The sequence below is a fragment of the Thioalkalivibrio sp. ALE12 genome, assembly GCF_000381105.1.
Lineage (GTDB): Bacteria > Pseudomonadota > Gammaproteobacteria > Ectothiorhodospirales > Ectothiorhodospiraceae > Thioalkalivibrio.
Window position 1 is genome coordinate 189,179 of record NZ_KB905907.1, and the last position, 26,175, is coordinate 215,353.

Below are 26,175 nucleotides of genomic sequence, written 5' to 3' on the forward strand. Positions count from 1 at the left end.
GTGCGTATTCGGTGCCCGTGGGCGGGCCCGCCTTACTGGCAGGCCTCGCAGTCCGGGTCGAGGATGGAGCACGCCTTGGGCGCTTCCGGCTCGGCCGCCTGCTGGCCGCCGGAGACGGCGTTCAGCTTGTTGGCGCGCGAGGAGTCGGCCACGGTGCTCTTTTCCACGTGGGTCGCGCCCATGGAGCGCAGGTAGTAGGTCGTCTTCAGGCCGCGCACCCAGGCCAGCTTGTACAGGGCGTCCAGCTTGGGCCCGGAGGGCTCGGCCATGTAGAGGTTCAGGCTCTGCGCCTGGTCGATCCACTTCTGCCGGCGCGAGGCGGCCTCGACCAGCCAGCGGGTGTCCAGCTCGAACGCGGTGGCGTACAGGGCCTTGATGTCCTCCGGCACGCGGTCCAGCGGCTGCACGGAGCCGTCGTAGTACTTGAGGTCGTTGACCATCACCTCGTCCCACAGCTCGCGGTCTTTCAGGTCGCGCACCAGGTACGGGTTGATCACGGTGAACTCGCCCGACAGGTTCGATTTGACGAACAGGTTCTGGTAGGTCGGCTCGATCGACTGGCTGACCCCGCAGATGTTGGAGATGGTCGCGGTCGGCGCGATCGCCATGGTGTTGGAGTTGCGCATGCCGACCTTCTTCACCCGCTTGCGCAGCTTGTCCCACTCCAGGCGCTGGGTGGTGTCCATCTGCAGGTAGTCGCCGCGGGTCTCGGCCAGCTTGTCGATCGAGTCGATCGGCAGGATGCCCTGGCTCCACAGGCTGCCGGGGAAGCTCTCGTAGCGCCCGCGTTCTTCGGCCAGATCGGTCGAGGCCTTGATGGCGTAGTAGGACACCGCCTCCATGGAGGTGTCGGCAAACTCCACCGCCGCCTCGGAGGCATACGGCACGCGCAGCTTGTACAGCGCGTCCTGGAAGCCCATGACCCCCAGCCCCACCGGGCGGTGGCGCAGGTTGGAGCGCCGCGCCTGCGGCACGGAGTAGTAGTTGTAGTCGATCACGTTGTCGAGCATGCGCATGGCCGTGTTCACGGTCTGCTCGAGCTTGTCCTGGTCCAGCTCGCCGGCCTCGTTCACATGCGCGGCCAGGTTGATCGAGCCCAGGTTGCACACCGCGATCTCGTCATCCGAGGTGTTCAGGGTGATCTCGGTGCACAGGTTCGAGCTGTGGACCACGCCGGTGTGTTGCTGCGGGCTGCGCAGGTTGCACGGGTCCTTGAAGGTCATCCACGGATGGCCGGTCTCGAACAGCATGCCGAGCATCTTCCGCCACAGGTCCACGGCCTTCATGGTCTTGTGCACGCGCAGCTCGCCGCGCGCGGCCTTCTCTTCGTATTCGCAGTAGCGCTTCTCGAACTCGGCGCCGACCAGGTCGTGCAGGTCCGGGGTCTCGTTCGGGGAGAACAGGGTCCAGTCGCCGTCCTCGGCCACGCGCTTCATGAACAGGTCCGGGATCCAGTTGGCGCTGTTCATGTCGTGGGTGCGGCGGCGGTCGTCGCCGGTATTCTTGCGCAGCTCGATGAACTCCTCGACATCGATGTGCCAGGTCTCGAGGTAGGCGCACACGGCACCCTTGCGCTTGCCGCCCTGGTTCACGGCCACGGCGGTGTCGTTGGCGACCTTCAGGAACGGGACGACGCCCTGCGACTTGCCGTTGGTGCCCTTGATATGGGCGCCCATGCCGCGCACGCGGGTCCAGTCGTTGCCGAGGCCGCCGGCAAACTTGGACAGCAGCGCGTTGTCGCGGATGGCGCTGTAGATGCCGTCCAGGTCGTCCGGCACGCTGGTCAGGTAGCAGCTGGAGAGCTGCGGGCGCAGGGTGCCGGAGTTGAACAGGGTCGGCGTGGAGCTCATGAAGTCGAACGAGCTCAGCAGGTTGTAGAACTCGATCGCGCGCGCCTCGCGGTCGATCTCGTTGATCGCCAGGCCCATCGCCACGCGCATGAAGAACGCCTGCGGCAGCTCGAAGCGGGTGCCGTCAGAGTGGATGAAGTAGCGGTCGTACAGGGTCTGCAGGCCCAGGTAGGTAAACTGCAGGTCGCGCTCGGGCTTGATCGCCGCACCCAGCTTGTCGAGGTCGTAGCGGGTCAGCTCGCTGTCGACCAGCTCCAGGTCGGCGGCGCGCCGGATGTAGGCGCCGAAGTACTCGGCGTAGCGCTCGGCCAGCTGCGCCTGGGTGGCCTCTTCCGGGCGACCGTGCACGAAGCTCAGGGCCTCGCGGCGCAGGGCGTCCATCAGCAGGCGCGCGGTGACCTCGGAGTAGTTCGGCTCCTTCTCGATCATCACGCGGGCGGCCATCACCAGCGCGGTGGCCACATCCTTCTCGGCGACGCCGTCGAACAGGTTGCGGCGCGCCTCGGTCAGGATCTTCTGGCCGTCCACGTGCTCGATGCCGTCACAGGCCTCGGCGACAACCGCCTGCAGGCGCGCCTCGTCCAGCGGGGCCTGGGTGCCGTCGGCGCGGGTCACGTTCAGGCTGGCGGCAGCCTCCTGCTCTTCCGGGGACTGCTCGGCGGCCTCGGCGGCGCGCTTCTGCGCCTGCTGCTCGCGATAGATCACGTAGGCCCGCGCGACCTTGTGGTGGCCACCGCGCATCAGGGCCAGTTCCACCTGGTCCTGGATATCCTCGATATGCACCGTCATGCCCTGGGTGCCGGCGCGGCGGAACAGGCTGTCCACCACCTGCCCGGCCACTTCCTTCGACACCTCGTGGATGCGGCGGCTGGCCGCGGCATTGCCGCCCTCCACCGCGAGAAAGGCCTTGGTCACCGCCACCTCGATCTTGGAGGCATCGAAGCCCGTGACCTTGCCGTTACGGCGAATCACCTGATGCTGGCCCGGGCTGGTCGCCAGGACCTCGGCCGACGGTTCGGCCTGCGGCGGGTACTGGGTGCCCTCGGGGGCTTCGGCGGTGTAGGGTTCGCTGTTCATGACGGCCTCGCGCTGGTGTTGGATCGAACGTGAAGTACTATAGATCGGGGATCCGGAACTGCATAGCCACTAGATATAGTGGTTCGCGAAAGAACAAGCCGCGCACAACCCGTGAGCAAGCTGTGGATAAAAACGGCGATTCCCCGTCCTGCCGCCGTTCCCGGAGGGGCGCCCGGGTTATCCACCAAACGCCGATGTAGTGACTGCCCGGGCCGCGATCCGGCCCGCGCGATCATGAAAATGTTTTATCGACCGCGATTAACCAAATGCGTCCCGCCCTCCCAGCCGGCGCGGCGTTCCCCCGGTGCCCGTGACCGCGTTGGACAAAGCCGTCCGGCCTCCCAATAATCCCCGCCATATCGATCCCCGATCCGGGATGGCCCGCCAGCTGTGGGCGCACCCCGGATCCCGCTACCCGATTCATGGAACCCGGGCCCACGCCCGACGATCCGGTATCGTGTGCAGCACTCGCAGGGACGGCCCCGCCGCCCCCGCCACGGAATTCATTGTTGCGAGATGGAGAGCGCCATGAGCGACGCCAAGAAGTCCAAGAAAGACAAGAAGAAGAACGCCTCCGACAAGGCCCAGGCCGAAACCCCGAAGATGGCCAGCGCCACCGGGGCCGTGCAGGCCGCTACCGGCGCCGTCCAGCTGGGCGGCGCCGCCGAGTCCGAACCGAAAAAGGGGGACAGCGGCAAGGAAGCGCGCCACTGTCCGCTCTTGATCCTGGGCTCCGGCCCGGCCGGCTGGACCGCCGCGGTCTACGCCGCGCGCGCCAACCTGAATCCGGTCGTGATCACCGGCCTGGAACAGGGCGGCCAGCTGATGACCACCACCGACGTGGACAACTGGCCAGGCGACAACGAGGGCGTGCAGGGCCCCGAACTGATGCAGCGCATGCAGAAGCATGCCGAGCGCTTCGACACCGAGGTGATCTTCGATCACATCCACACGGTGCAGCTGAAGGACAAGCCCTACCGCCTGATCGGCGACTCCGGGGAATACACCTGTGATGCCCTGATCATCTGCACCGGGGCCTCCGCGCAGTACCTGGGGCTGGAGTCCGAGACCACCTTCGCCGGCAAGGGCGTCTCCGCCTGCGCGACCTGCGACGGCTTCTTCTACCGCAACCAGAAGGTCGCGGTGATCGGCGGCGGCAACACCGCCGTGGAAGAGGCCCTGTACCTGTCGAACATCGCCTCCGAGGTCGTACTGGTGCACCGCCGCGATGCCCTGCGCGCGGAGAAGATCCTGCAGGACAAGCTGTTCGAGAAGGAAAAGAACGGCAACGTCACCATCGAGTGGAACCACACCCTGGACGAGATCCTCGGCGACGCGACCGGCGTGACCGGTGCCCGCCTGAAGCACGCCCAGAGCGGCGAGACGAAGGACATCGACGTGATGGGCGTGTTCATCGCGATCGGCCACAAGCCGAACACCGACATCTTCCAGGGCCAGCTGGACATGGAAGGCGGTTACATCAAGGTGCAAAGCGGCCTGGAGGGCAACGCCACCGCCACCTCCGTACCGGGCGTGTTCGCCGCCGGCGACGTGATGGACCATGTCTACCGCCAGGCGGTCACCTCCGCCGGCACCGGCTGCATGGCCGCACTGGACGCGGAGAAGTACCTGGACAAGCTCGGTTGATCACGTGAGCGCCGAGGGCGATACCCAGGCACCGCACCCGCCGGAGGACGACTCGGGCGACACGCCGGAACGTGTCGAACTGCGCGACGGCCTGGCCGACGTGGACCCGGCCGCCTGGGACGCCCTGACCGGCGGCACCGAGCCGTTCCTGCGCCACGCCTTCCTGGAGGGCCTGGAACGCCACGAGTGTCTGGGGCGCCAGTTCGGCTGGTTCCCGCAGCACGTGCTGATCTTCCGCGACGACCAGCTCGTCGCGGCCGCGCCGGCCTACGCCAAGACCAACAACTACGGCGAGTTCGTGTTCGACTTCGCCTGGGAGAGCGCGTGGAACCGCCAGGGGCTTAACTACTACCCCAAGCTGGTCGTCTCCGTGCCCTACACCCCCGCCACCGGCCCACGCCTGCTGGTGCACCCGGAGGCGCCGGACTTCGATCACCTGCGCACCCTGCTCGTGCGCGCCCTGGTCACCCGCGGGCGCGAACTGAATGCCTCGGGCGTGAACATCCTGTTCCCCAACCAGGATGATCTGGACGTGACCCGCGAGCTGGGGCTGGCCGAGCGCATGGGCTGCCAGTACCACTGGACGAACGCGGACTACACAAGCTTCGACGACTTCCTGGCCGCGCTCAGCTCGAAAAAGCGCAAGAACATCAAGCGCGAACGCCGCCGCGTCAATGAGGCCGGCATCGAGTTCCGCACGCTGACCGGGGCCACCGGATCGCCCGAGGACTGGGCGCGCTTCCACCGTTTCTACGTCGACACCTTCGAGAAGCACATGGGCATCCCGACGCTGTCGGAGGCCTTTTTTGTGGAGACGGCTGCGGCGCTGGGCGACCAGGTGGTGCTGTTCGAGGCAAGACGCCCAGGCGATGCGGGCGACGACGAGACCATCGCCGCCGCCCTTTGCTATCGCAGCCACGACACCCTTTACGGGCGCTTCTGGGGCTGCACCGAGGAGCTGGCCGACCTGCACTTCGAGACCTGCTACTACCAGGGCATCGAGTTCTGCATCCGCGAAGGACTGGCCCGCTTCGAGCCCGGTGCCCAGGGCGAACACAAGATCCCGCGCGGCTTCCTGCCCACGCCCACCTACTCCGCCCACATGATCCTGACCGAGGGCTTCGACCAGCCCGTGCGCGACTTCTGCGAACGCGAGGCCCAGATGATGCAGGCCCACTGCGAACGCCTGCACGAACACTCGCCCTACCGGCAGGTCCAACCCAACGATGCACCTCGCGCCTGAACCATCCCCTGTAGGAGGCCAGCCCTCTGGCCGATGGGGGCCATCCCTACGCCCCATCGCGCAGGGGGCTGCGCTCCTACAACACCCCGCACGCCGGACCCAACCCGTAGGAGGCCAGCCCTCTGGCCGATGGGGGCCATCCCCACGCCCCATCGCGCAGGGGGCTGCGCTCCTACAACACCCCGCACGCCGGACCCAACCTGTAGGAGGCCAGCCCTCTGGCCGATGGGGCGTAGCCAATGCCGCAATCGCCGAGAGGGCTCGGCTCCTACAAGGCTTGGCATACCACCGGGGCCCGGGTCGCCCCGCAGAGACGATCTTCGTGGGAGCGGGCTCGCCCGCGAAGCCCCTGCCCGCGCGGGGCGCCGCCACTGGCCCTTCGCCTGCAAGCAGGCTCCTACAGAACCCGGGCCTCCAATCTCGGGTCATGCACGGAAGCGCCCCATGAACTCCAGCCCGCAGATCACCCTGCCCTGGCTGGACCCGGAGCACCCGGAGGCCCCGTTCCCGGACCCGGCGCATGCCCTGGCCGAGCCGAACGGCCTGCTCGCGGCCGGGGGCGATCTGTCCGTGCCACGTCTGCTGAATGCCTACCGATCCGGGATCTTCCCCTGGTTCGAGGCCGGGCAGCCGATCCTGTGGTGGAGCCCGGACCCGCGCGCGGTGCTGGAGCCGGGCCACTTCCGCCTGCACCGCAGCCTGAAGAAGGCGATCCGCAACCGTGGCTACACGGTCAGCTTCGATCGCGCCTTCGAGGCCGTGATCGAGGCCTGCGCCGCGCCGCGCGACTACGCCGACGGCACCTGGATCACCACCAGCATGCAGCGCGCCTACATTGCCCTGCATCGAACAGGCCACGCGCACTCCGTGGAGGTCTGGGACGGCCCGCGCCTGATCGGCGGGCTCTATGGCGTGTCCGTGGGCCGGCTGTTCTGCGGCGAGTCGATGTTCTCGCGCGAGCGCGACGCCTCCAAGATCGCCCTGGCCTGGCTCTGCCGCCACCTGGTCGCCTGGGGCTGGCCGCTGGTGGATGTGCAGATGGAGACCGCCCACCTGCTCAACCTGGGCGCCATCACTCTGCCCCGCCACGAATTCATCGCCCGCATCCGCGACATCGCAAACGAACCCGTCGAACCCGGCCCATGGCAGACCGACCCTGCCCTGAGCCCCCTCGACCCCGGCTGGAACACCGCCCCATAGCAGAGGTCTCACAAGCGCACCTTGTGGGAGAAGACTGTGGGAGCGGGCTCGCCCGCGAAGCCCCTGCCCGCGTCGGACATTGGCAAGAGCCATTCGCGGGCAAGCCCGCTCCCACAGGTCACTGCCACAGACCCCGCCACGGAGCTCCCTCCCCGCTCGCCCCCGCGCCCGTCACTGCGAGGCGCCGCAGGGGCCGGGGCAGCCTCCGAAACCGGGCACGTCAGCCGGCGCACCCTTGGCCCCCGTTGCGGGTGCTTTATACTCCCGGCCACTGGGGAACCGAGCGGGAGATTCGGGTGGGCAAGGCAGATCAGGGGGAATGGCGGGCCATGGCGCTCAACGGGCTGCGCGCGGGCCTGATGCTGGCGCTGGCCGCAATCACGGCGGGCTGTGCGACGCTGGCGCCATCGCCGCCGTCGGATCAGAGCAATATCTGCGAGATCTTCCGCGAGCAGCCACGCTGGTACGACTACGCGCGTGATTCCGAACGCGAATGGGGCACGCCCATCGCCACGCAGATGTCGTTCATCCAGCAGGAGTCCTCGTTCCGCAGCCACGTCCGTCCGGACCGCGAGCGGCTGCTGGGCTTCATCCCGTGGAGCCGCCCGTCCTCCGCGCGGGGCTACGCGCAGGCGCAGGATCCGGTCTGGGGCGAATACCGCGAGGATGCCGGCAGCCGCTTCGCGCGGCGCACGCACATGAAACACGCCACCGACTTCATCGGCTGGTACAACGATCGCACCCGGCGCATGACCGGCGTACCGCTGCACAACGCGGAGCACCTCTACCTCGCCTACCACGAGGGTCAGGGCGGCTACAGCCGTGGCAGTTATCAGAACAAGCCGCAGGTGCGGGCCGCGGCGCGCCAGGTCGCCCAGCGGGCCGACCGCTACGAGTCCCAGCTGGCGAGCTGCGAATCCGAGTTCCGCTGCCGCCGCTTCTACCAGGTCTGGCCCTTCTGCCGCGGGTAGCCCGGTCGATGACGCGGGCTCCCGACCGGTAGATCCGGAATTACCGGTGCGCGGTTTCCGGGGCGACGATCCTTGTAGGAGCGGGCTCGCCCGCGAAGCCCCTGCCCGCGCCGGAGTCCATCGCAAGCCCTTCGCCTGCAAGCAGGCTCCTGCGCGGCCAGGCATGCGACCGGGGTCTGGTGGTCCATCATCCCGGCCGCAGCGAAGCGCCGGGATTTCCCACCGCAGCCTCCAACGTCGGGGCAACCCGACAGACTGCCGCGTCGGCGGCGCCTCCTCGCAGTGACGGGGGAGTCGCGTTCCCGACCGCTCGATCTCAACACGTGACGGCGGCACTTGAGGGAACCCGGCCGGCCGTGTTCCAGTCTCCGGAGTACCCTCTTACGGACTACAAGGACGCACCATGAGCGACAATCCCACGGCCGGCTTTCGCTTCAACCACACCATGCTGCGCGTGAAGGATCCGCAGAAGGCGCTGGACTTCTACCAGCGCGTGTTCGGCATGCAGCTGGTGAAGACGCTGGATTTCCCGGAGTTCGAGTTCACGCTCTACTTCCTGGCGCAGATCGGCGAGGACGAACCGCAGCCGCCGAAGGACGCCGGCGAGGCCACCCGCTGGATGTTCAGCCAGCGTGGCATCCTGGAGCTGACCTACAACTACGGCACCGAGAAGGACGCCGACTTCCACTACCACGACGGCAACGAAGAGCCACAGGGCTTCGGCCACATCTGCTTTTCGGTCCCGGATCTGGACGCGGCCGTGCGCTGGTTCGACCAGAACAATGTTGAATTCGTGAAGCGCCCGGACGAGGGCGGCCTGAAGGACATCGCGTTCGTGAAGGACCTCGACGGCTACTGGATCGAGATCCTCGAACCCAGCCGTCTGACGGGGCTGGGGCGGTAGGCCCCACCGCCAACCGAGCTGGTGGCGCCGCCAGGTGTTGCCCGCCACCGGCGCTGGCTGGGGCTTCGCGCGCGAGCGCGCTCCTGCAGGGGTGGGGCTAGCCCCGGCTCATCGGGCAAGACCAGCGATTCACCTCAACAAGCGCTGTACCCGGACATAAGAAAGGGCCCCGTTGCGGGGCCCTTCACTACCCAGAGTGTTCCGGCGTTTGCGGCCGGTGCGATCGTCGCCCGATCGCTTAGACCTGGGTGTAGCGCAGGTAGGAGCGGATCTCCTCGAAGCCCTGCGGGAACTTCTTCTGCGCATCTTCGTTGCTGACCGTCGGCGGGATGATCACGCGAGCACCCGGGGTCCAGTCGGCCGGCGTCGCGATGCCGTGCTGGTCACCGGTCTGCAGCGCGTCGATCACACGCAGGATCTCGTCGAAGTTGCGGCCCACCGACATCGGGTAGGTCATCATCAGCCGGATCTTCTTGTTCGGGTCGATGATGTAGACCGAACGCACGGCGGCGGTCTCGCTCTCGCCCGGGTGAATCATCTCGTAGAGCTCCGAGATCTTCTTGTCGGCGTCGGCGACGATCGGGAACTCCAGCGTGGTGTTCTGGGTGTCGTTGACGTCCTCGATCCACTTGTTGTGCTCCTCGACCGTGTCGGTCGACAGCCCGAGCGGCTTGGTGTTGCGGTCCGCGAACTGCTTGGCCAGCTGCGCGGTACGGCCCATCTCGGTGGTGCACACCGGGGTGAAGTCGGCCGGGTGGCTGAAGAAGAAGCACCAGGAGTCGCCGATCCATTCGTGGAAGTCGATCTTGCCCTTGGTGGTGTCAATCTGGAAATTCGGTGCGGTATCGCCCAAACGCAGTGCCATGATGTACTCCTTGCTTTGAAAGTTTGATCGGGTCGTTCATGGGGTCGTGCCTCCATGTACGTCTTACTTTATCTGTCGACCCGAATATAGTGAATTACTTATTTCTTAACGCAACGATAGTTTTTCACTAAAGCGGGCCAGGCAAGACGGCCCCTGCCCCAGCCCGCTGACCACGGGCCTACATGCGACGGAACAAGTCCACCAGGTCTTCACGCATGTCCTGACGACCCATCTCCTCGGTCGTGAAGCCGTCGCCATCGAAGTTCACGCCCAGCATCACCGCCTGACCCGCCTCCAGGTCGGGCTGGAGCGCCACCATGCGGAGCCCTTCCAGATAGTCAGCCACCGCTTCGTCGGCCTCCGCGACAGCCTGGACCTGCTTCTGCATCCACGAGGAGATGTGCAGCACCAGGGTGCCGTCCCACTCCGAGGCGGCGAGCTCCTGCAGGTAGGCGTGGGCCAGCGCCACGTTCTCATCGCGATCCAGCTCGCCCCCCAGCGCCAGGTAGGCCACGTCCTTGTCCGCGGTCACATGCACCGCGGCGGCGGCATCCTCGCCGGAGCGCAGCGTCGCGATCTGGAAGCCCGCCCGCGGATCGGCCGAGAGCATGGATGCGCCCAGGCCACCCGCCAGGGCACCACAGATGGGTGACGGATTATTGATCACGGCCATCGAACCGGCGCCCATCTGGTTGACGATGGCCTGCCCGACCCCGGCACTGGCCATGGAGCGGATGGTCTGTTGCTCGCCAAACGAAAGGGGCTCGGCAGCGGCCAGCATCGGGGTCGCCAGGAGGGCGGCGGACAGGGAGAGGGTCATTGCGGTCTTTTTCATCAGAGACTCCGGTCTTTAAGCTGTATTGGAATATCGTGTTTTACTGATGCTTATGGCGGTATCTCACCACTCCCGTGCCTTGTGACAGGCAGTGGCCGGACGTCCGACCGCCCACGCGGACGTCGTTCAAACTCGGGCGAGACGCGTTACGCGGCCCGCCCGGGCACTTTCAGTCTTGCTCGTCGGCGTCGCCCTCCAGCTGGCTCAGACGGCGGTACAGGCTGCGCTCGCTGATCCCGAGGGTCCTTGCCAGCGCACGGCGGTCCCCGGGGTACACCGCAGCCGCGTGCCGCAGGTATTCGCGCTCGACCTCGTCCAGCGGGCGCAGTGACTGCGGATGCAGCAACCCTTCCAGTCCGCCAGTCCTGGCCCCGACCGGGGACGGACCGCCTTGCCGCACGCGGTCCGGCAGGTGTTCCGGACGGATCGCCTCGCCGTCTGCCAGCAAGGCCGCGCGCTCGAGGATGTTGCGCAGCTCGCGCACATTGCCGGGGAAGGAATACTGCTCGAGAACTCTCAGGGTCTCGTCTTCCAGGCGCGGTGGCACGACCAGATCCAGGCGCTCGCCAAGGGCCTCCAGCAGTAACGGGATGTCCTCCACCCGCTCGCGCAGCGGGGGCACCTCGATCGGAAAGGTGTTGATGCGGTAGTAGAGGTCCTCGCGAAACTCGCCGGCACGCACCATGGACTCGAGGTCGCGGTGGGTCGCGCAGACCAGGCGGAAATCCGCCCGCCGCGACTCGACGCCTCCGACCCGGCGATAGGCATGGGTCTCCAGCAGCCGCAGCAGCTTGACCTGCTGGCTCAGCGGGATATCCCCCACCTCGTCCAGAAACAGGGTGCCCCCGGCTGACGCCTCCACCAGCCCGGCCTTGGCCGACGCGGCGCCGGTAAAGGCACCGCGCTCGTGGCCGAACAGCTCGCTTTCGAACAGGGTTTCGGTCAGCCCCGAACATTCCACGGGCACGAACGGCGACTTGTGCCGCGGACTCGCCTCGTGAATCGCGCGGGCGATGAGTTCCTTGCCCGTGCCGGACTCGCCAAGCAGGAGGGCCGACGCATTGCTCGGCGCCACCCGGCTGATCATCCCCAGCATGGCATTGAAGGCCCTGGAGCGACCGACCAGCCCGCCGCTGCCCGCCTGTGGCGCGGACACCGGCAGGTGATGCAGGCGTTCGATCAGGTACCGGATCTCCCCGTCAGCATCCCGGATCGGCAGCAACTCGACGTCCACGTGCTCGCGCCCGGCCTCGGTGTGATGCACGTGCAGCACGCGTTCGCGGTGGCCACTGCCCAGCGCGGCCCGCAGGGGGCAGGACTCCCCCGCCTCGTCGCAGGGGCGGCGGAAGCCATGGGAGGCCTCGAAGCAGGTGCGACCGGAGCCATCGCGATCAGTCCCGTAGATGCGCTGGTAGGCGCCATTGGCCGCCAGGATCCGATAATCCGGGGACAGCAGGATGGCCGGTTCACGAAATACCTCCAGCACCTGGCGCAGGGTCCCCACGTTGGGGTCCAGGGGTGCCGACTCCTTCTTCGGGATGCTGGTCACGTCGCCTCGCAACAAGGGGTCCTGGAAGGCGTATCCGACGCCGGAACCGACGCCGTCACGCTGTCCCATAGACACGTTCAGCCGAGCGATGTTCAACACCATGGCATCACCCCTTACTGGTGACCTGACGGCCCGCCATCCGGACCCTGCCCCGCCGCCGGCTCCCTGCAGCCGCGAGGATGGGTGCCCTGAATGGCGGACTCGCGCATTCCCGAACGGCCCTGTGGCACGCGCCGGACGCTCGCGCCTAGTGATACCCGGTCTCCGGGGTCACCTTTCCGCGGAAGACCCAGTAGGTCCAGGCGGTGTAGCCCAGGATGATCGGGATCACGAACAGCGCCCCCACCAGAATGAACAGCTGTGCATCCGGCGAGGAGGCGGCATCCCAGAAGGTGTAGTCCGGCGGCACCACGTACGGCCACTTGCTCACCAGCAGTCCCAGGTAAGTGGTGATGAACAGGGCAATCGTGGCGACGAACGGGATCCCTTCATCTCGCCGGCGCACCGCGCGGATCAGGACCCAGGCGGAGAACAGCGCCAGCGCCGGGAGCACCCAGAGGTACTGCCAGGTCCCCATCCAGCGCTCCATCACCTTCGGGTCGATGAACGGGGTAATCAGGCTCACCGCGCCGAACACCAGCAGCACGACCGCCAGCATCCAGGGTGCCACCCGATAGGCAAAGGCCTGGGTATCACCCTCGGTCTTCACAATCAGCCAGGTCGCGCCCAGCAGGGCATAGCCCGCCAGCAGCCCGATGCCGGTGAGGACGGTGAACGGCGTCAGCCAGTCGAGCGGACCGCCGGCGAAGCTGAAGCCGTCCATCTCGAAGCCCTGGATATAGGCACCCACTACCGCGCCCTGGGCGAAGGCCGCCACCGCCGAGCCGACCGCGAAGGCGGCGTTCCACAGGCCCTTGGAGCGGTGCGCCTTGAAGCGGAACTCGAAGGCCACGCCGCGGAAGATCAGCCCCGCCAGCATCAGGAAGACCCCGATATAAAGCGCCGGCAGGAACACCGAGTACACCAGCGGGAAGGCGGCCAGCAGGCCCGCGCCGCCGAGGATCAGCCAGGTCTCGTTGCCGTCCCACACCGGGGCGACGGAGTTCATCATCACGTCGCGCGAGGTCTCCCCCGGGGCAAAGGGGAAGAGGATCCCCACCCCGAGGTCGAACCCGTCCATCAGCACGTAGGCGATCACGCCCACGGCAATGATGACGACCCAGATCAGCGTGATATCAATCGTGGTTTCCATCACTTAGCTCCTTGCACCGCTGACCGCGGCGTCATCGACGAAGGTGTCAGCGGCCGACAGCGGACGCTTGGCGTGCGCCGGCGCATGCACGGCATCGGCCGGTTCCGGGCCCTGACGCACGATGCGCACCAGGTAGTAGACGCCCCCGGTGAACACCGCCGCGTAGACCGCCACATAGCCGATCAGGGTGAACAGGGCCATGCCACCGGTCAGGGCCGGGGTAATGCCCTCGGCATGATTCATCACGCCGTAGACCAGCCAGGGCGCGCGCCCGGTCTCGGTCACGAACCAGCCCGCGACCACCGCCAGGAACGGCGCCGGGATCATCCAGGCCAGCCCCTTGAGGAACAGCGGCGAGGCATACATCCGGCGGCGGAAGCGCAGCCAGGCGCCCGCCAGCGCGAACAGGATCATCACCATGCCAATCGTGACCATGATGCGGAACGACCAGAAGGTGATGCCCACCGGCGGACGTTCCTCGGCCGGAACCTCCAGCAGACCGGGCACTTCACCGTCGAGGTCGTGGGTGAGGATGAAGCTCGCCATCTTCGGGATACCGATCTCGAAGTGATTGGTCTCGTTGGCCGAGTCCGGGATCGCGAACAAGAGCAGCGGCGCCCCGCGCTCGGTCTCCCACACGCCTTCCATCGCCGCCACCTTGGTCGGCTGATGCTCGAAGGTGTTGAGGCCGTGGATGTCACCGACCACCAGCTGCGCCGGGGCCGCGAACAGCAGCACCCACATGGTGGTGCCCAGGGCCTTGCGGTTCATCACCACGTCGCGCTGGCGCAGCAGATACCAAGCGGAGACCCCGGCGACCACGAAGCCGGCGGTAAGCAGAGAGGCCAGCCCCATGTGGAAGAAGCGCGGCCAAAAGCTCGGGTTGAAGATCGCCGTGATCCAGGACGTGACATGGAACACCCCGTCCTGCAGCTCGAAGCCGACCGGCGTTTGCATCCAGCTGTTGGCCACCAGGATCCAGAACGACGAGATGAAGGTGCCCAGCGCGACCATCAGGGCCGAGAACAGGTGCACGCCCTGCGGCACCCGGTCACGCCCGAACAGCAGCACGCCCAGGAACGCCGCCTCCAGGAAGAACGCGGTGAGTACCTCGTAGGACAGCACCGGCCCGAGGAAATTGGCCGTGGCATAGGAGAACGCACTCCAGTTGGTCCCGAACTGGAACGACATCACCAGGCCGGAGACCACGCCCATACCGAAGACCACCGCGAAGATCTTGATCCAGAACTTCGAGATCTGGGTATAGATCGTGTCACCGGTCTTCCAGGCGCGAAATTCCAGAAACGCGATAAACGAAGCCAGCCCGATCGTGAACACCGGGAAGATCGCGTGAAACGAAACCACGAACGCGAACTGGATTCGCGAGAGTAGTATGGGGTCGAGCTCCATGGCCTTTCCTCCGTTATCAGGGGCACGCCGGGATGACGTATCGATGAACCCCTAACAAGTACCGTGCCAGAGTTCCGGTCCGGACCCCGGCGGCGCGCTGCAGGCGACTGGCCCGTGTCTTGGCGCCTGGCCAACGCCCGCCAATGCCGCCCCGGTTGTGCCATTTTTGGCAGCCAGGCCACAGGTGACTGCCATTTATGGCAGGCCATCACCGCCAGCACGGTCGCCCAGGCCCCGACGGGGCGGTCTGCCGGTGTTGGCATGCAACTTGTAAGCATTCCGTCACACGAAGCGCCCGGCAGACGGCGCGACCCTCAGAACTGGCCCGCCCGGTCCCCGGAGCGGCAGACGGATACGCGGAGAGAGCCATGCATCAGCCCGAAGACCCGAAGCACCCCGAGATTGACCAGGCCCTGGCCCGGCAGGCCCGGGAGACCTTGCGAGGACTGTCCCGGCGCGATTTCCTGAAGATCGCCGGTGCCGCCGGCCTGGTGTCGGCGACTGGCGTGCAGGCCGCCCCGGCCCGCGCGGCGGTCTCCAGCCAGGCCCGCATCGTGGTGCTCGGTGGCGGAGCCGCCGGCATGACCATGGCCGCCCGCCTGCGCGACCTGCTTGACGGCGCACGCATCACCATCGTCGAGCCCAGCGAGATCCATCATTACCAGCCCGGCTGGACCCTGGTGGCCGCGGGCGTTTATTCCGTGGGCGAGGTCCAGCGCCGCAATGAACGCTATATCCCGCGCGGCGTCGACTGGGTGCGCTCCGCGGTGGCGGCCATCGATCCCGAATCGCAACGGGTCGAGACCACCGACGGCGACCGGCTCGACTACGACTTCCTGGTGGTCGCCACCGGGCTGCACCTGGACTTTGAAGCCATCGAAGGGCTGCGCCGCGAGGATATCGGGCGTCCCGGCCTGACCAGCCTGTATGCCAGCGCCGAGGCCGCACGCGATGCCTACGAACAGATCCATGCGTTCGGCGAGAACGGCGGGGTGGCGCGGTTTACCATCCCCAATACGCCGATCAAGTGTGCCGGGGCGCCGATCAAGGCGACCTTCATCGCCGATGACCTGCTGCGCTCGGCCGGTCAGCGCGCCGGGGCCGATTTCCACTATCACACGGGGTCGGACACCCTGTTCAGCGTGCAGCGCTTTGACCACATGGTGCGCGACCTGTATGCGGAACGCGGCGTGAGCGTGAACGACGGAGGTGCCCTGGTGGCGGTGGATGTCGACGCCCGCCAGGCCCAGTTCGAGACCCGCGACGGCGGGCGCGAGACGGTGGACTACGACTATCTCCACGTGACCCCGCCGATGCGCGCGCACGACTTTGTGCGTGACGCCGGGCTGGCGGTGGAGGACGGTCCCCTGGCGGCCGGAGGCTGGCTGGCGGTGGATGACCGCACGCTGCAGCATACGGATTACCCGAACATCTTCGGCGCCGGCGACGTCGTCGCGACCGCGATCGGCAAGACCGCCTCCACCGTGCGCTCGCATGGCGCGGTGATGCCGGACAACCTGGTGGACGTGATCCAGGATCGCGAACCGTCGCGGCAGTTCGACGGCTACACCTCCTGCCCGCTGATCACCGAAGTGGGCAAGGCCGCACTGGTGGAATTCGATTACACCCTGCAGGAGGTGCCGACCTTCAGCTTCCTCGACCAGGGGGAACCCAGCTGGATGTGGTGGCGCCTGAAGGTGCATATGATCAAGCCGCTGTACTTCAACATGCTGCGCGGACGCTACCTGCGCTAGTCAATGCCGCAACCGGGCGAAACAGGCGCCCCGCCGCCGGACCACCGTGCCGCGCCGGGGCCATGGCTGCGCGCACGGCAACGGCCACACCGCCACTGGCTGGTGCTCAGTGCCGCCAGCACGCTGGTGGCCACGCTGGCGACCATTGCGCTGGCGGGGCTCGTGGCCTGGGCGGTGCACGGCACGCTGTTCGCCGCCGACCCCCCGTACCTGCCGGGCATCCTGCTGGGCGGCCTCGCCTTGCTCGGTCTGCGCTATGCCGCCCAGGCCCTGCGCGACCTGGCGGGACACCGCCTCGCCTTTGCGGTCAAGCAGCAGCTGCGCACCGATCTCCTGCAACAGGTCCGGCATGCCGGACCCGCGCGCCTGGCCGGACAGACCACCGCGGGCGCCTGGGCGGAGCAGTTCCAGACGCGGGTGGATGACCTGACCGGCTACTATGCGCGTTACCTGCCGGCCCGCCAGGCGGTCATCCTGACGCCACTGGCCATCCTGGCTGCGGCCTTCTGGCTGGACTGGCTCGCCGCCCTGCTGTTGCTGCTCGCCGCCCCGCTGATTCCGGCGTTCATGGCGATCGTCGGCATGGGTGCGGAACAGATCCACCGGCGTCAGCAAGAGGAGGCCAACCGTCTGGCGGGGCACTTCCTCGACCGCATCCGCAGCCTGGACTGGCTGCGCCGGGCCCGCGCCATCACGGCCACCGAGATCGAGGTCGTCGAGCGCAGCCACCAGCAACGCCGCCTGACCATGCGCACCCTCCGGGTCGCATTCCTGTCCTCGGCGATCATGGAGTTCTTCAGCGCGGTCGCGATCGGCATGGTCGCGATCTACATCGGCTTCGCCCTGTTCGGCGCCATCGACTATGGCCCGGCCGGGGACATCACCCTGTTCACCGGGTTGTTCATCCTGCTGCTGGCGCCGGAGTATTTCCTGCCCCTGCGCCAGTTCGCCCAGAGCTACCATGACCGCGCCGGTGCGCTGGCCGCCGCCGAGAGCCTCGCTCCCGCGCTTGCTTCGCCCAACGGGGCCGAGGCTTCAGCCGCGGTCACCGAGGTCACCGGCGGGGACGAGACCGACCCCTTGCTGAAACTCGAGGATGTGATGGTGCACTACCCGGGTCAGCGCACACCGGTCCTCAATCATCTCGACCTCGAGATTCAAGCGGGGGCGCATCTCGCACTGACCGGCCCCAGTGGCAGCGGAAAATCCACCCTTCTGGCGGTATGTGCCGGCTTTCTGCCCCCCACCGAGGGCCGCATTCAACGCCATGCCCGGGCCCGCCACTTCGCCTGGATCGACCAGGATGCCCATCTGTTCCACGGCAGCCTGCGCGAAAACCTGCAGCTGGCCCGCCACGGAATGATCCCCGATGCAGAGATGGCCACGGCACTGGAACAGGCCGGGTTACCCCTCGACGCGCCCGAGCTCCCCGACGGCCTGGACACCGCCATCGGCGAGGCCCGGCACGGCCTCTCCGGCGGCCAGGCCCAGCGGGTCGCCGTCGCGCGCGCACTGCTCTCCGGGCACCGCCTCTGGCTGCTCGACGAACCGACCAGCGCGCTCGACGTGGAGACCGAAGAGGCACTCCTGGACACGCTGTTCCGGCTGGCCGACACCCGTGGCCTGACGCTGGTGATCGCGAGCCATCATGCCGCCATCCACCGGCGCTGCCCGCAACAGCTGGAGCTGGCGCCGGTCACGCCGGAGACACCCCATGCGTGACGAAACCCGCGCCAACCTCGCCTTTCTGCACCGCGTCTTCCGCCGGCGCCGCGTCTGGTACTGGGGCGCCTGGGGCCTGCTGGCATTGACCTGGATCGCCGGGATCGCCCTGCTGGCGCTGTCCGGCTGGTTTATCACCGCGACCGCGCTGGCCGGCGCCGGACTTCTGGCCACCCTGGACCTCTACGTACCGTCCGGTGGCATCCGTACCGCCGCGATCAGCCGCACCCTGGCACGCTATTTCGAGCGTCTGGTCAGTCACGAGGCGGTGCTGCGCAGCCTGGCCGATCTGCGCGGCCACAGCTTCCGCGGGCTCGCCGCACTGCCCATGGCACGCGTTCGCGCCTACCGCAGTGGCGACCTGCAGACCCGCCTGACCAGCGACATCGACACCCTCGATGGGATGCCCCTGCGGGTGGTCGGACCGATGGTCGCCGCGGCCATCAGCCTCGTGGTCACGCTGGTCATCGCCATTTGGCTGGCGCCCTGGCCCGCCGCGGCCGTGCTCGCCGTCTCCGGTCTTGCAACACTTGCCGTCTCCGCGCTGCTTGCACTGGCCGGGCAGCGCCGCAGCCACGCGCTGGTGCAGGCCCGGGCGCGCGAACGCATCGGGCTGTTCGACTACCTTGGCGGCCTGGCCGAGCTTCTGGCCTACGACCGCGCGCGCGGACACGAGGCCTCGCTGCGCCGCGAGAACGCGACCTACGCGCGCCAGCAACGCGCCCAGGAGACATTTGGCGTCGGGTCCGAACAGGCCGTGCAGGCCGTGGTCGGCGCATCCGCGCTGCTGATGCTGGTTCTCGCGCTGGGCTGGTACCGCGACGGGACCCTGAGCGCGCCTGTGGCGGTACTGCTACCGTTGATGACCCTGGGATTGGGCGAGGTCCTCGGCAGCCTGCCCGGGGCGTGGTGGCGTGCCGGCGAGAGCCTGAAGGCCGCAGGGCGCGTGCAGCATCTCGAAGCAGCCGGGCAGGCCCCGGCAGGGGCCGCACGCCCGGCCCCTGCCGACCACGCCCCCGTGCTGCAGGCCCACGGCCTGACCATCGGCTTTCACCGCGAACGCCCGCTGCTCGGCCCCCTGGACCTCGCCCCCGCGCGTGGCCGTCCACTGGTGATCAGCGGGGCCAGCGGGCGCGGCAAGAGCACGCTGCTGGACACCCTCGCCGGCGAACTGCCGCCCCTGACCGGGCGCATCGCGCTTGGCGGCGACGATCTCGATCGAATCTCGGCCGACAACCGGTACCGCCATCTCAGCTACCTGCCTCAGGGAGTGCAACTGCCGGACACCACCCTCCGCGACATCCTGGAGCCGCGTCACACATATCTCAGCAATGCGGCCCTGTGGGAGGCTCTGGAGCAGGTGGATCTGGCGGATGCCGTGCGTGGCACGGGAGAAGGTCTGGACTACCGCATCGGCGAAGCTGGCTCGTACCTCTCCGGCGGCCAGCGGCGCCGGCTCGCCCTGGCGGCGATCCTCCTTCAGGACCGTCCCGTCGTCCTGCTCGATGAACCCTTCGCCGGCCTCGACCCGAGGACCCTCGAGCGCGTCCTGTCCCGCATCGGCCCGTGGCTGAACCAGCGCCAGTGCCTGCTCGTGACCCACGCCCCGGAATCCCTGCCGCGCGACTGGCCCCGCCTCGATCTCGGCCGCCCCGCCCTCTCCTGAACCCGGACCGAAGGGATACCCCGCAGTCGAAATGCGAACAGCGCCGCGCAGACCTCGTCGCCGGGGACTATAGAGAGTAAGGGGGTGACGGCCGGCTCCGGCGTGCTGGCGCCGCAGGGCGCCAATGGTCGAACCATCGTTCTCATATCTCGGGTTCGAATCCCGGAAACCTCGGGGGCCAGACGTGCAAAAGGGGCCACTTGGGCCCCTTCACAGGATTTGGCGGAGAGTGAGGGTTACGCCCGGCTGCGCCGGTCGCCCTTCGGGCCGCCTTCGCTGCGCTGCGGCGTTCCGGTGTCGCTGCGCGCCACCGGTCGAACCATCGTTCTCATATCTCGGGTTCGAATCCCGGAAATCTCGGGGGCCAGACGTGCGAAAGGGGCCACTTGGGCCCCTTTGCGGGATTTGGCGGAGAGTGAGGATTACGCCCGGCTGCGCCGGTCGCCCTTCGGGCCGCCTTCGCTGCGCTGCGGCGTTCCGGTGTCGCTGCGCGCCACCGGTCGAACCATCGTTCTCATATCTCGGGTTCGAATCCCGGAAATGCTGGGGCCAGACGTGCGAAAGGAGCCACTTGGGCCCCTTCACAGGATTTGGCGGAGAGTGAGTCCGCGCGTTCGCGACCCTAGGCAACCCCCAACTACCGTATAACCCTCTGTTCCTGCTTCACTCCTTCGTTTCCCTTGTCGTTTACTGTAGTCTAGCGTAGTGTTGAATTGCAACCGCTTTAAGGGGATGGATAAGGGGATGCCACGTTTGGCGGAGGAAAAGACAGCGCTGGCTGTGCGCCGACTGACCCGGCCGGGTGAGCACTCCGTTGGCGGTGTTGCCGGGCTCCGGCTTCGGATCACTGAAACCGGCCGAAAATACTGGCTGCTCCGGACCCGCATGGCTGGCCGCTACCGGGAAATCGGCCTGGGTCCATACCCCGAAGTAAGCCTGGCCCGTGCGCGCGAGACCGCAAGCGACATGCGCCAGGCGATCCGGGAAGGCCGCAACCCCCTGGCTGAGCGGCAGGAACGCCAGAACGCGCTTCTGGTTGCCAACGCCAAGGCCCTGACATTCGACGAATGCGCAGCGCGCTACCTCACCTCGAAAGCCGCAGAGTTCCGCAACGCGAAGCATGCCGCGCAGTGGAAATCCACGCTTTCCTCCTACGCATCCCCGATCCTGGGCCCGCTACCTGTCGACACCGTGGAGCTCCCCCACGTCCTCCAGGTACTTGAACCGATCTGGCGCGAGAAACCCGAGACCGCGAGCCGGCTGCGCGGACGCATCGAAAAGGTGCTGGACTATGCAACAGTGTCGGGGTTCCGCCAGGGGGACAACCCAGCCCGCTGGCGCGGCAACCTGGACGCCATCCTTCCGGCCCCATCGAAGCTGAAGAAGGTGAAACACCATCGGGCGCTTCCCTGGCCGGAACTCCCGGCCTTCATGGCCGCGGTGCGGGATCGCGAAGGGATCGCCGCGCGGGCCCTGGAGTTCACAATCCTGACGGCCGCCCGCTCCGGTGAAGTCCGCGGTGCGGTATGGGATGAAATCGACCTCGCCGCCGGCACCTGGACTGTGCCGGGGGAACGGATGAAGGCGGGCAAAGAACACGTTGTTCCCCTGTCCGGACCCGCTCTGGCGCTGCTCGAACACCTACCACGCATGGAGGGAACGCCGTATGTGTTCCCGGCGCCAAAGGGCGGCTCCCTTTCGGACATGGCCCTTTCCGCCCTGATGCGCCGCATGGAGGTCGACGCAACACCGCACGGCTTCCGCTCGACCTTCAGGGACTGGGCCGCCGAAGCCACCAGCTACCCGAACGAAGTTTGCGAGATGGCTCTCGCCCACGTCATCCCCAACGCGGTGGAGCGCGCATACCGCCGCGGAGACCTGCTCGAGAAGCGCCGCGCGCTGATGCAGGAATGGGCCGAATTCGCGGCCTGGGGTGGCGCATGAACGCTCGGACCGACATGGAGCGCGCCGCACAGTGGGGCTGGCCGATGCTGGAGGAAGTCACGAAACACGCGAGCTTCAAGAGCGAGCGGGCCATCGCACGGAAGATGCGGGCCGACCGTAACCGCCCGGATATGGTCCGCGTGTTCGCGAACCTCGCGAAGGGGATTCCCCCGCCCTTTCATCGGCAGATATTCCTGCTGGACGGAATTCTGGTGCCGATGGGGTTGGCAAACCGGAGGGAGATCGAGGCAACTGAGAATGCGGCCGCGGAGGTAGAACATATCGAACAAGCTATAGAGTTGAAGCTGAGGGAAGTGGCAAACCTCATCGAACAGCGCGATGCCGTTGCCGCGGAGCACGGGATTTCAGTGAACTCCGCCGGCAACCCTTGGGATTGGTTGATGGCCGGTTTGACTCATTCGGACCCACAAACCCGCTTTCTCGCGGAAGCTCACACGCTGCCCCCCATTGAACACCTGGACCACAGGTACGATTGGAAATACTGGCCCGCCCTCTCTGAAGTGCTTCAGGGCTTGGCCGACCGCTTCACAGAAACCTTTCCGGAACCCGACCATCCGGATATGCGCGCGAGCGCAGAAGGATACCGCGGCCCTCGACGACTCCTGCGCATCCTCTGGCATGCGCAGTTTCGGCAAGCGGGTCGCCATCTCCCCCTTGAATCCGATGCTGACCCGCGGACCGCACCCATCAAGGCCTTCCGCCTTGATGACACAGACATGGCAACTCTACTGCGCTTGGTCGCAGAACCGATCGATTACACGCCTGACACGATCAAGAAGGCCCGGCACTATCTGCGTGACCAGGCCGAAGGCAACGATCCCAAATGGTCCCGGTTCCTGGCGGCCCGGTAACGTTGCAATTCAAGACCGAGGGGGGATATTTCACCCTCCGAATTCCAGTCCAACCGTCCCCGACAAGCCCCGCCCGCAACCGCGAATGTACCCGTCACAACACAACGTGACGAGGTACACAGATGGCCGACCAGACTCAATTCCTTTCGGAACGCGACCTCGCTCGCCGGTACAACATCCACCCCAAGACCCCGTGGTACTGGATTCACTCCCGGGGGTTCCCACAGCCGATACGGCTGGGTCCGCGCTGTACCCGCTGGCGACTTGAAGACCTGCAAGCCTGGGAAGCTGATCGCGCCCGGGAGAGCGTCTGATGGTTGCCGCCAACAGAAACGCCCCGGCCGGTGGGACGGCGCGGGGCGCGGGGGATGAGCACAGGGGTGCGCTCGCTAACGATTATAGCACCCGAGGCCGCCGGCTACCGCCCTACGCGAAGCGGCAAGCCGCTCGACTGCGTGACCCGAACGCCACCGTTTGGGTGGTGACGGGCCCGGCTGCCTGGCGGTGGGCCCACGAAAGGATCAATGGTAACGGCTATACCTGGAACGGGCCCGAGGCGACGCAACTGGTGGTGGTCGCTCCTGTAGACAATGACCCCACCGCAATGGACTGGCGATGCATAGCAGGCCACGACCCGGTGCTTCTGGTCCGTGAGGGTGACGTTGACGGGGCATTCCTGCGGGCGCTGGTGGAAGCCCTGATGCGCGACGGCGTGCGCCGGGTCCTGGGGCAGGATGGCACCTTGTTTGAGGCGGTGCGTGCATGAGTGCGCCAACCATTCCTGTTCCGGTGCCTGATGACCCGGTTTCCCGTTCCGTGCGTCTGGTCCTCGCCAAAGACCTCGAAGCCCGCTCACCCGAATACCTGATAGGCGATGTTCTGGAAGCCGGCACGCTGGCCCTGATCTTCGGTGATCCTGGTGCCGGCAAAACCTTCTGCGCCCTCGCGTGGGCTTTTGCTGTTGCAATCGGCGGGTCGTGGTGTGGTCACGCGGTCGAGAAATCCGGGCCCGTGATCTACGTCGCCGGCGAAGGGCACGGAGGTTTCGCCCGCCGCATCCATGCAATTGCCCATGACCAGGAGATCGCGCTGGATGATGTGCCCTTGGCTGTCACCACCGGCCCCGTTCCGCTCGGTGATGCCGAGAAGGTACAGGAGCTGACGGCCAGCATTGATGAGCTGGTCACCAGCACCGGCGCCCCGGCCATGATCGTGGTCGACACCGTGGCCCGTAACTTCGGACCCGGCGATGAGAACAGCACCATGGATATGGGCCGCTTCATTGCGGCGTGCGACGAACTGATCCAGCGCTACCAATGCACGCTTTTGCTGGTGCACCACACTGGCCACGGCGACAAGACCCGGCACCGGGGCGCGATGGCGCTCAAAGGTGCCCTGGATGCCGAATATCGCCTGTGCCTGCATGAAGGCGGCCAAATCGAATTGCGGGCGCAGAAGATGAAGGATGCGCCCCTTCCTGATCCTGTAGGCCTGCGATTGCGAGAGGTTGACCTTCCCGGTCTACAGATGGCCGACGGTTCAGCGGTGACCTCGGTGGTCCTGGATCCCAGCGACGTCGACCCTGCCCACTCCACACCCGCGCTTGGGGCCAATCAGCGCAAAGCCCTTCAGGTGCTCCGAGAGCTTGATGCAAAGCAGCGCGCCAATATCGAAGCGGCAGGCCGTGAGCCTGATGCCGTGCGGGTGCTGCTGGACGATTGGCGCGCGGCCTGCGTGCCCGAGCTGATGCCGAGGAACCGCTGGTACGAGGTGCGCACAGCGTTGAAGCGGGACGGCCACATTGAGACGAATGAGCTGCATGTGTGGCTCACATGACCGTCCGGCGCGGGGCGCATGTGACTGCGGACGGACACCCGCTGTTCGGGGTGACTTTACTCCGCACCGGGCTTTCGGGGACTTGCCCCTTTTACCAGGGGACCCGAACCAGCCTTGCCCGAAGCCCCAATGGTGGGTGCCCGGTGTCCGTCCGTCCGGTGTCTAAAGACACACCGGACGGACGGACACCCGGACAGGTAAACCGGAGCGGACGGAATCGGACGGTTTCGGTCGGTTCGGACGCTCTAGATCGGACAAACCAGGGCGGCGCGGGTCCTTCTGGCAAGTGCAGAGGTGCGGGTGCATTGAGGCGCGATCTTTCGCTAGTTAGAGGGCTTGGAATAAAGGCAACCAATCGGGTTACACCATGACAACCGAAGACGAAACAACCGCCGAAGATGGCCACGGGGCGGACCTGTCACTTTTGCCAGAGCCGGACCTTGGCGTCCGCGTTCGGCCTGCGCAGTTCGCCAGGATGCTGAACGTCTCCCGGCAGACGGTATCCCGGTGGGTCAAGGAGGGCCGCGTGCTGCTGGACCCGTCCGGCCGCCTGGATCCGGTGAAGGCCACCGAGCGGGTGCTACAGCATGGCGACCCGGCCCGTCTGCGCGCCACGCTGCTGAAACCCGTCATGGATGACATGGCGGGGCTGCGGACCGAGCTCCGGGAGGCCCTGGAACGTGCCGAGGCGGCCGAAAACCGAGCCGAACGCGCCGCCGCTCGGGCGGACGAAGCCGAGGCGAATGTGGCGATGCTAGAGGCGGCCGGGGATCGCTTGATGGATGCGGTAGTCACTCGCCTGGAGCACCTGGTGGAACTGGAGGCCCCGGGCACGATCCGTGCCGAACTGGACGAGCTCTACATGGATGCCCTGGCCGCAGCGCTGGAGGCACAAGAGGCGGCTGCCGAAGCGGCCGGGGCCGCTGCGGGCGCTCCGGACGATGGCACCGATCTTGAGGACGGCACTTCCCTGGATATCAGCGACCTGGACCTGACCCCGGAACCGTTCGAGTCCGACGCCGCCGCCCTGGTTATCGGGGATGTTCCCGTGGAACCGGAAAAGGGGGAAGGGGATTCCGCTGCCCAATCGCCCCCAGCGGGCCAAGGGTGCGCGAGTGAGTCTTGAGCTGCTACAGCAGGCGGTGCGCGCCCTTGAGACTGAATCGGGCGAGATGCCGCCCGAGGCGGCCCGTTGGCTGCGCACCGGCTTACGGCGCTACCTGGACGGGGATGCCCTCGAGAATGCCCTGCACCTGACCGGCACGGACCTTCTACGCGTGCGCAATCGTGCCCTAAAGCAAGCGGCCATGATCCTCGATCCGGATTCGGAGCTGTCTGCCTGGGATCGCGCCGGGCGCCTCGCGCGGGACCTGAAGCGGTTTGAGGCAAGCACCTGGCCGCGTGTGCGACATACGGACGGCACAGACTTGGCGCCGTACCGGCGCGCGCTGTTCGATGTGCTGCGATCGGGGGCACCGCCGGCACGCTCGCAGCGGCGCATCTACGATCTGGCCACGCGCGGCTACTGAAAAATTGGCGGCGCCGTTTCAATGCTCCAGGTATATCGTCTTTCGTATA

At 67.0% G+C, this 26,175-nt stretch carries 21 protein-coding genes; 15 read left to right on the forward strand and 6 right to left on the reverse strand.

The window, feature by feature from the left end:
* Nucleotides 1–32: 32 nt before the first annotated feature.
* Nucleotides 33–2,927, reverse strand: coding sequence for a ribonucleoside-diphosphate reductase subunit alpha (locus F614_RS0106950; protein WP_019558590.1), 2,895 nt, complete (start codon nucleotides 2,925–2,927; stop codon nucleotides 33–35).
* Nucleotides 2,928–3,455: 528 nt separating this feature from the next.
* Between F614_RS0106950 and trxB the strand changes: the two genes are divergently transcribed.
* The 5 genes from trxB (at nucleotide 3,456) to gloA (ending at nucleotide 8,892) form a co-directional block, all read left to right on the forward strand.
* Complete coding sequence (trxB, locus tag F614_RS0106955; RefSeq protein ID WP_026329823.1) at nucleotides 3,456–4,574, forward strand: thioredoxin-disulfide reductase; 1,119 nt, start codon at nucleotides 3,456–3,458, stop codon at nucleotides 4,572–4,574.
* 4 nt (nucleotides 4,575–4,578) lie between these two features.
* Nucleotides 4,579–5,817 (forward strand): GNAT family N-acetyltransferase, encoded by a 1,239-nt coding sequence (locus F614_RS0106960; RefSeq protein ID WP_019558592.1) that lies wholly within the window; start codon nucleotides 4,579–4,581, stop codon nucleotides 5,815–5,817.
* 444 nt (nucleotides 5,818–6,261) lie between these two features.
* Nucleotides 6,262–7,017, forward strand: coding sequence for a leucyl/phenylalanyl-tRNA--protein transferase (aat, locus tag F614_RS0106965; RefSeq protein ID WP_019558593.1), 756 nt, complete (start codon nucleotides 6,262–6,264; stop codon nucleotides 7,015–7,017).
* 296 nt (nucleotides 7,018–7,313) lie between these two features.
* Nucleotides 7,314–7,988, forward strand: a complete 675-nt coding sequence (locus F614_RS0106970) for a hypothetical protein (RefSeq protein ID WP_019558594.1) — start codon at nucleotides 7,314–7,316, stop codon at nucleotides 7,986–7,988.
* Between the two features lie 403 nt (nucleotides 7,989–8,391).
* A complete protein-coding gene (gene gloA, locus F614_RS0106975) occupies nucleotides 8,392–8,892 on the forward strand; it encodes a lactoylglutathione lyase (RefSeq protein WP_019558595.1) in 501 nt (166 codons plus the stop codon).
* A 238-nt stretch (nucleotides 8,893–9,130) separates the two neighbouring features.
* Here the strand turns inward: gloA and F614_RS0106980 are convergent, their stop codons facing one another.
* The 5 genes from F614_RS0106980 to F614_RS0107000 all read right to left on the reverse strand — a co-directional run bounded on the left by F614_RS0106980 (nucleotide 9,131) and on the right by F614_RS0107000 (nucleotide 14,803).
* A complete protein-coding gene (locus F614_RS0106980) occupies nucleotides 9,131–9,757 on the reverse strand; it encodes a peroxiredoxin (RefSeq protein WP_018866042.1) in 627 nt (208 codons plus the stop codon).
* A 178-nt stretch (nucleotides 9,758–9,935) separates the two neighbouring features.
* Complete coding sequence (locus F614_RS0106985) at nucleotides 9,936–10,592, reverse strand: hypothetical protein (protein WP_018876315.1); 657 nt, start codon at nucleotides 10,590–10,592, stop codon at nucleotides 9,936–9,938.
* 169 nt (nucleotides 10,593–10,761) lie between these two features.
* The gene (locus F614_RS0106990) at nucleotides 10,762–12,243 is read right to left on the reverse strand and encodes a sigma-54-dependent Fis family transcriptional regulator (RefSeq protein ID WP_026329824.1); all 1,482 of its coding nucleotides are present in this window, start codon (nucleotides 12,241–12,243) and stop codon (nucleotides 10,762–10,764) included.
* Nucleotides 12,244–12,388: 145 nt separating this feature from the next.
* Nucleotides 12,389–13,393, reverse strand: a complete 1,005-nt coding sequence (cydB, locus tag F614_RS0106995) for a cytochrome d ubiquinol oxidase subunit II (protein WP_018876313.1) — start codon at nucleotides 13,391–13,393, stop codon at nucleotides 12,389–12,391.
* A 3-nt stretch (nucleotides 13,394–13,396) separates the two neighbouring features.
* Nucleotides 13,397–14,803 carry a cytochrome ubiquinol oxidase subunit I gene (locus F614_RS0107000; RefSeq protein WP_018882803.1) on the reverse strand — a complete coding sequence of 469 codons (1,407 nt, stop codon included), beginning with the start codon at nucleotides 14,801–14,803 and terminating at the stop codon, nucleotides 13,397–13,399.
* 368 nt (nucleotides 14,804–15,171) lie between these two features.
* Here F614_RS0107000 and F614_RS0107005 point away from each other — a divergent pair, with 368 nt between their 5' ends.
* The 10 genes from F614_RS0107005 to F614_RS0107050 all read left to right on the forward strand — a co-directional run bounded on the left by F614_RS0107005 (nucleotide 15,172) and on the right by F614_RS0107050 (nucleotide 26,126).
* A complete protein-coding gene (locus F614_RS0107005; protein ID WP_019558597.1) occupies nucleotides 15,172–16,557 on the forward strand; it encodes an NAD(P)/FAD-dependent oxidoreductase in 1,386 nt (461 codons plus the stop codon).
* 102 nt (nucleotides 16,558–16,659) lie between these two features.
* On the forward strand, nucleotides 16,660–18,279 hold the full coding sequence (cydD, locus tag F614_RS0107010) for a thiol reductant ABC exporter subunit CydD (RefSeq protein WP_019558598.1): 1,620 nt from the start codon (nucleotides 16,660–16,662) through the stop codon (nucleotides 18,277–18,279).
* Nucleotides 18,272–19,945, forward strand: coding sequence for a thiol reductant ABC exporter subunit CydC (cydC, locus tag F614_RS0107015; RefSeq protein ID WP_019558599.1), 1,674 nt, complete (start codon nucleotides 18,272–18,274; stop codon nucleotides 19,943–19,945). Before cydD ends, cydC begins: the two co-directional genes overlap by 8 nt.
* A 744-nt stretch (nucleotides 19,946–20,689) precedes the next feature.
* The gene (locus tag F614_RS0107020) at nucleotides 20,690–21,889 is read left to right on the forward strand and encodes a site-specific integrase (RefSeq protein ID WP_026329825.1); all 1,200 of its coding nucleotides are present in this window, start codon (nucleotides 20,690–20,692) and stop codon (nucleotides 21,887–21,889) included.
* Nucleotides 21,886–22,761: a hypothetical protein gene (locus F614_RS0107025; RefSeq protein WP_019558601.1), complete on the forward strand. Its 876-nt coding sequence runs from the start codon at nucleotides 21,886–21,888 to the stop codon at nucleotides 22,759–22,761. Before F614_RS0107020 ends, F614_RS0107025 begins: the two co-directional genes overlap by 4 nt.
* A gap of 122 nt (nucleotides 22,762–22,883) precedes the next feature.
* Entirely contained in the window at nucleotides 22,884–23,075 is a 192-nt protein-coding gene (locus tag F614_RS14455) for an AlpA family transcriptional regulator (protein WP_081618381.1), read from the forward strand.
* Nucleotides 23,075–23,527, forward strand: a complete 453-nt coding sequence (locus F614_RS13960; protein WP_019558602.1) for a hypothetical protein — start codon at nucleotides 23,075–23,077, stop codon at nucleotides 23,525–23,527. The genes F614_RS14455 and F614_RS13960 overlap by 1 nt, the downstream gene beginning before the upstream one ends.
* Entirely contained in the window at nucleotides 23,524–24,597 is a 1,074-nt protein-coding gene (locus F614_RS0107035; protein WP_019558603.1) for an AAA family ATPase, read from the forward strand. Before F614_RS13960 ends, F614_RS0107035 begins: the two co-directional genes overlap by 4 nt.
* Before the next feature lie 526 nt (nucleotides 24,598–25,123).
* Nucleotides 25,124–25,723 carry a hypothetical protein gene (locus tag F614_RS0107045; RefSeq protein ID WP_019558604.1) on the forward strand — a complete coding sequence of 200 codons (600 nt, stop codon included), beginning with the start codon at nucleotides 25,124–25,126 and terminating at the stop codon, nucleotides 25,721–25,723.
* Nucleotides 25,713–26,126 carry a hypothetical protein gene (locus tag F614_RS0107050; protein ID WP_231378036.1) on the forward strand — a complete coding sequence of 138 codons (414 nt, stop codon included), beginning with the start codon at nucleotides 25,713–25,715 and terminating at the stop codon, nucleotides 26,124–26,126. The genes F614_RS0107045 and F614_RS0107050 overlap by 11 nt, the downstream gene beginning before the upstream one ends.
* Nucleotides 26,127–26,175: the final 49 nt, after the last annotated feature.

Bases quoted from the DNA above. Each gene is read 5' to 3' on its own strand.
- F614_RS0106980 (WP_018866042.1), bottom strand. From the start codon at position 9,757: ATGGCACTGCGTTTGGGCGATACCGCACCGAATTTCCAGATTGACACC.
- F614_RS0107035 (WP_019558603.1), top strand. From the start codon at position 23,524: ATGAGTGCGCCAACCATTCCTGTTCCGGTGCCTGATGACCCGGTTTCC.
- F614_RS0107020 (WP_026329825.1), top strand. From the start codon at position 20,690: ATGCCACGTTTGGCGGAGGAAAAGACAGCGCTGGCTGTGCGCCGACTG.
- cydB (WP_018876313.1), bottom strand. From the start codon at position 13,393: ATGGAAACCACGATTGATATCACGCTGATCTGGGTCGTCATCATTGCC.
- gloA (WP_019558595.1), top strand. From the start codon at position 8,392: ATGAGCGACAATCCCACGGCCGGCTTTCGCTTCAACCACACCATGCTG.
- trxB (WP_026329823.1), top strand. From the start codon at position 3,456: ATGAGCGACGCCAAGAAGTCCAAGAAAGACAAGAAGAAGAACGCCTCC.
- F614_RS0107025 (WP_019558601.1), top strand. From the start codon at position 21,886: ATGAACGCTCGGACCGACATGGAGCGCGCCGCACAGTGGGGCTGGCCG.
- F614_RS0107005 (WP_019558597.1), top strand. From the start codon at position 15,172: ATGCATCAGCCCGAAGACCCGAAGCACCCCGAGATTGACCAGGCCCTG.
- F614_RS13960 (WP_019558602.1), top strand. From the start codon at position 23,075: ATGGTTGCCGCCAACAGAAACGCCCCGGCCGGTGGGACGGCGCGGGGC.
- F614_RS0107000 (WP_018882803.1), bottom strand. From the start codon at position 14,803: ATGGAGCTCGACCCCATACTACTCTCGCGAATCCAGTTCGCGTTCGTG.
- F614_RS0106990 (WP_026329824.1), bottom strand. From the start codon at position 12,243: ATGGTGTTGAACATCGCTCGGCTGAACGTGTCTATGGGACAGCGTGAC.
- cydC (WP_019558599.1), top strand. From the start codon at position 18,272: ATGCGTGACGAAACCCGCGCCAACCTCGCCTTTCTGCACCGCGTCTTC.
- aat (WP_019558593.1), top strand. From the start codon at position 6,262: ATGAACTCCAGCCCGCAGATCACCCTGCCCTGGCTGGACCCGGAGCAC.
- F614_RS0106950 (WP_019558590.1), bottom strand. From the start codon at position 2,927: ATGAACAGCGAACCCTACACCGCCGAAGCCCCCGAGGGCACCCAGTAC.
- F614_RS14455 (WP_081618381.1), top strand. From the start codon at position 22,884: ATGGCCGACCAGACTCAATTCCTTTCGGAACGCGACCTCGCTCGCCGG.
- F614_RS0106985 (WP_018876315.1), bottom strand. From the start codon at position 10,592: ATGAAAAAGACCGCAATGACCCTCTCCCTGTCCGCCGCCCTCCTGGCG.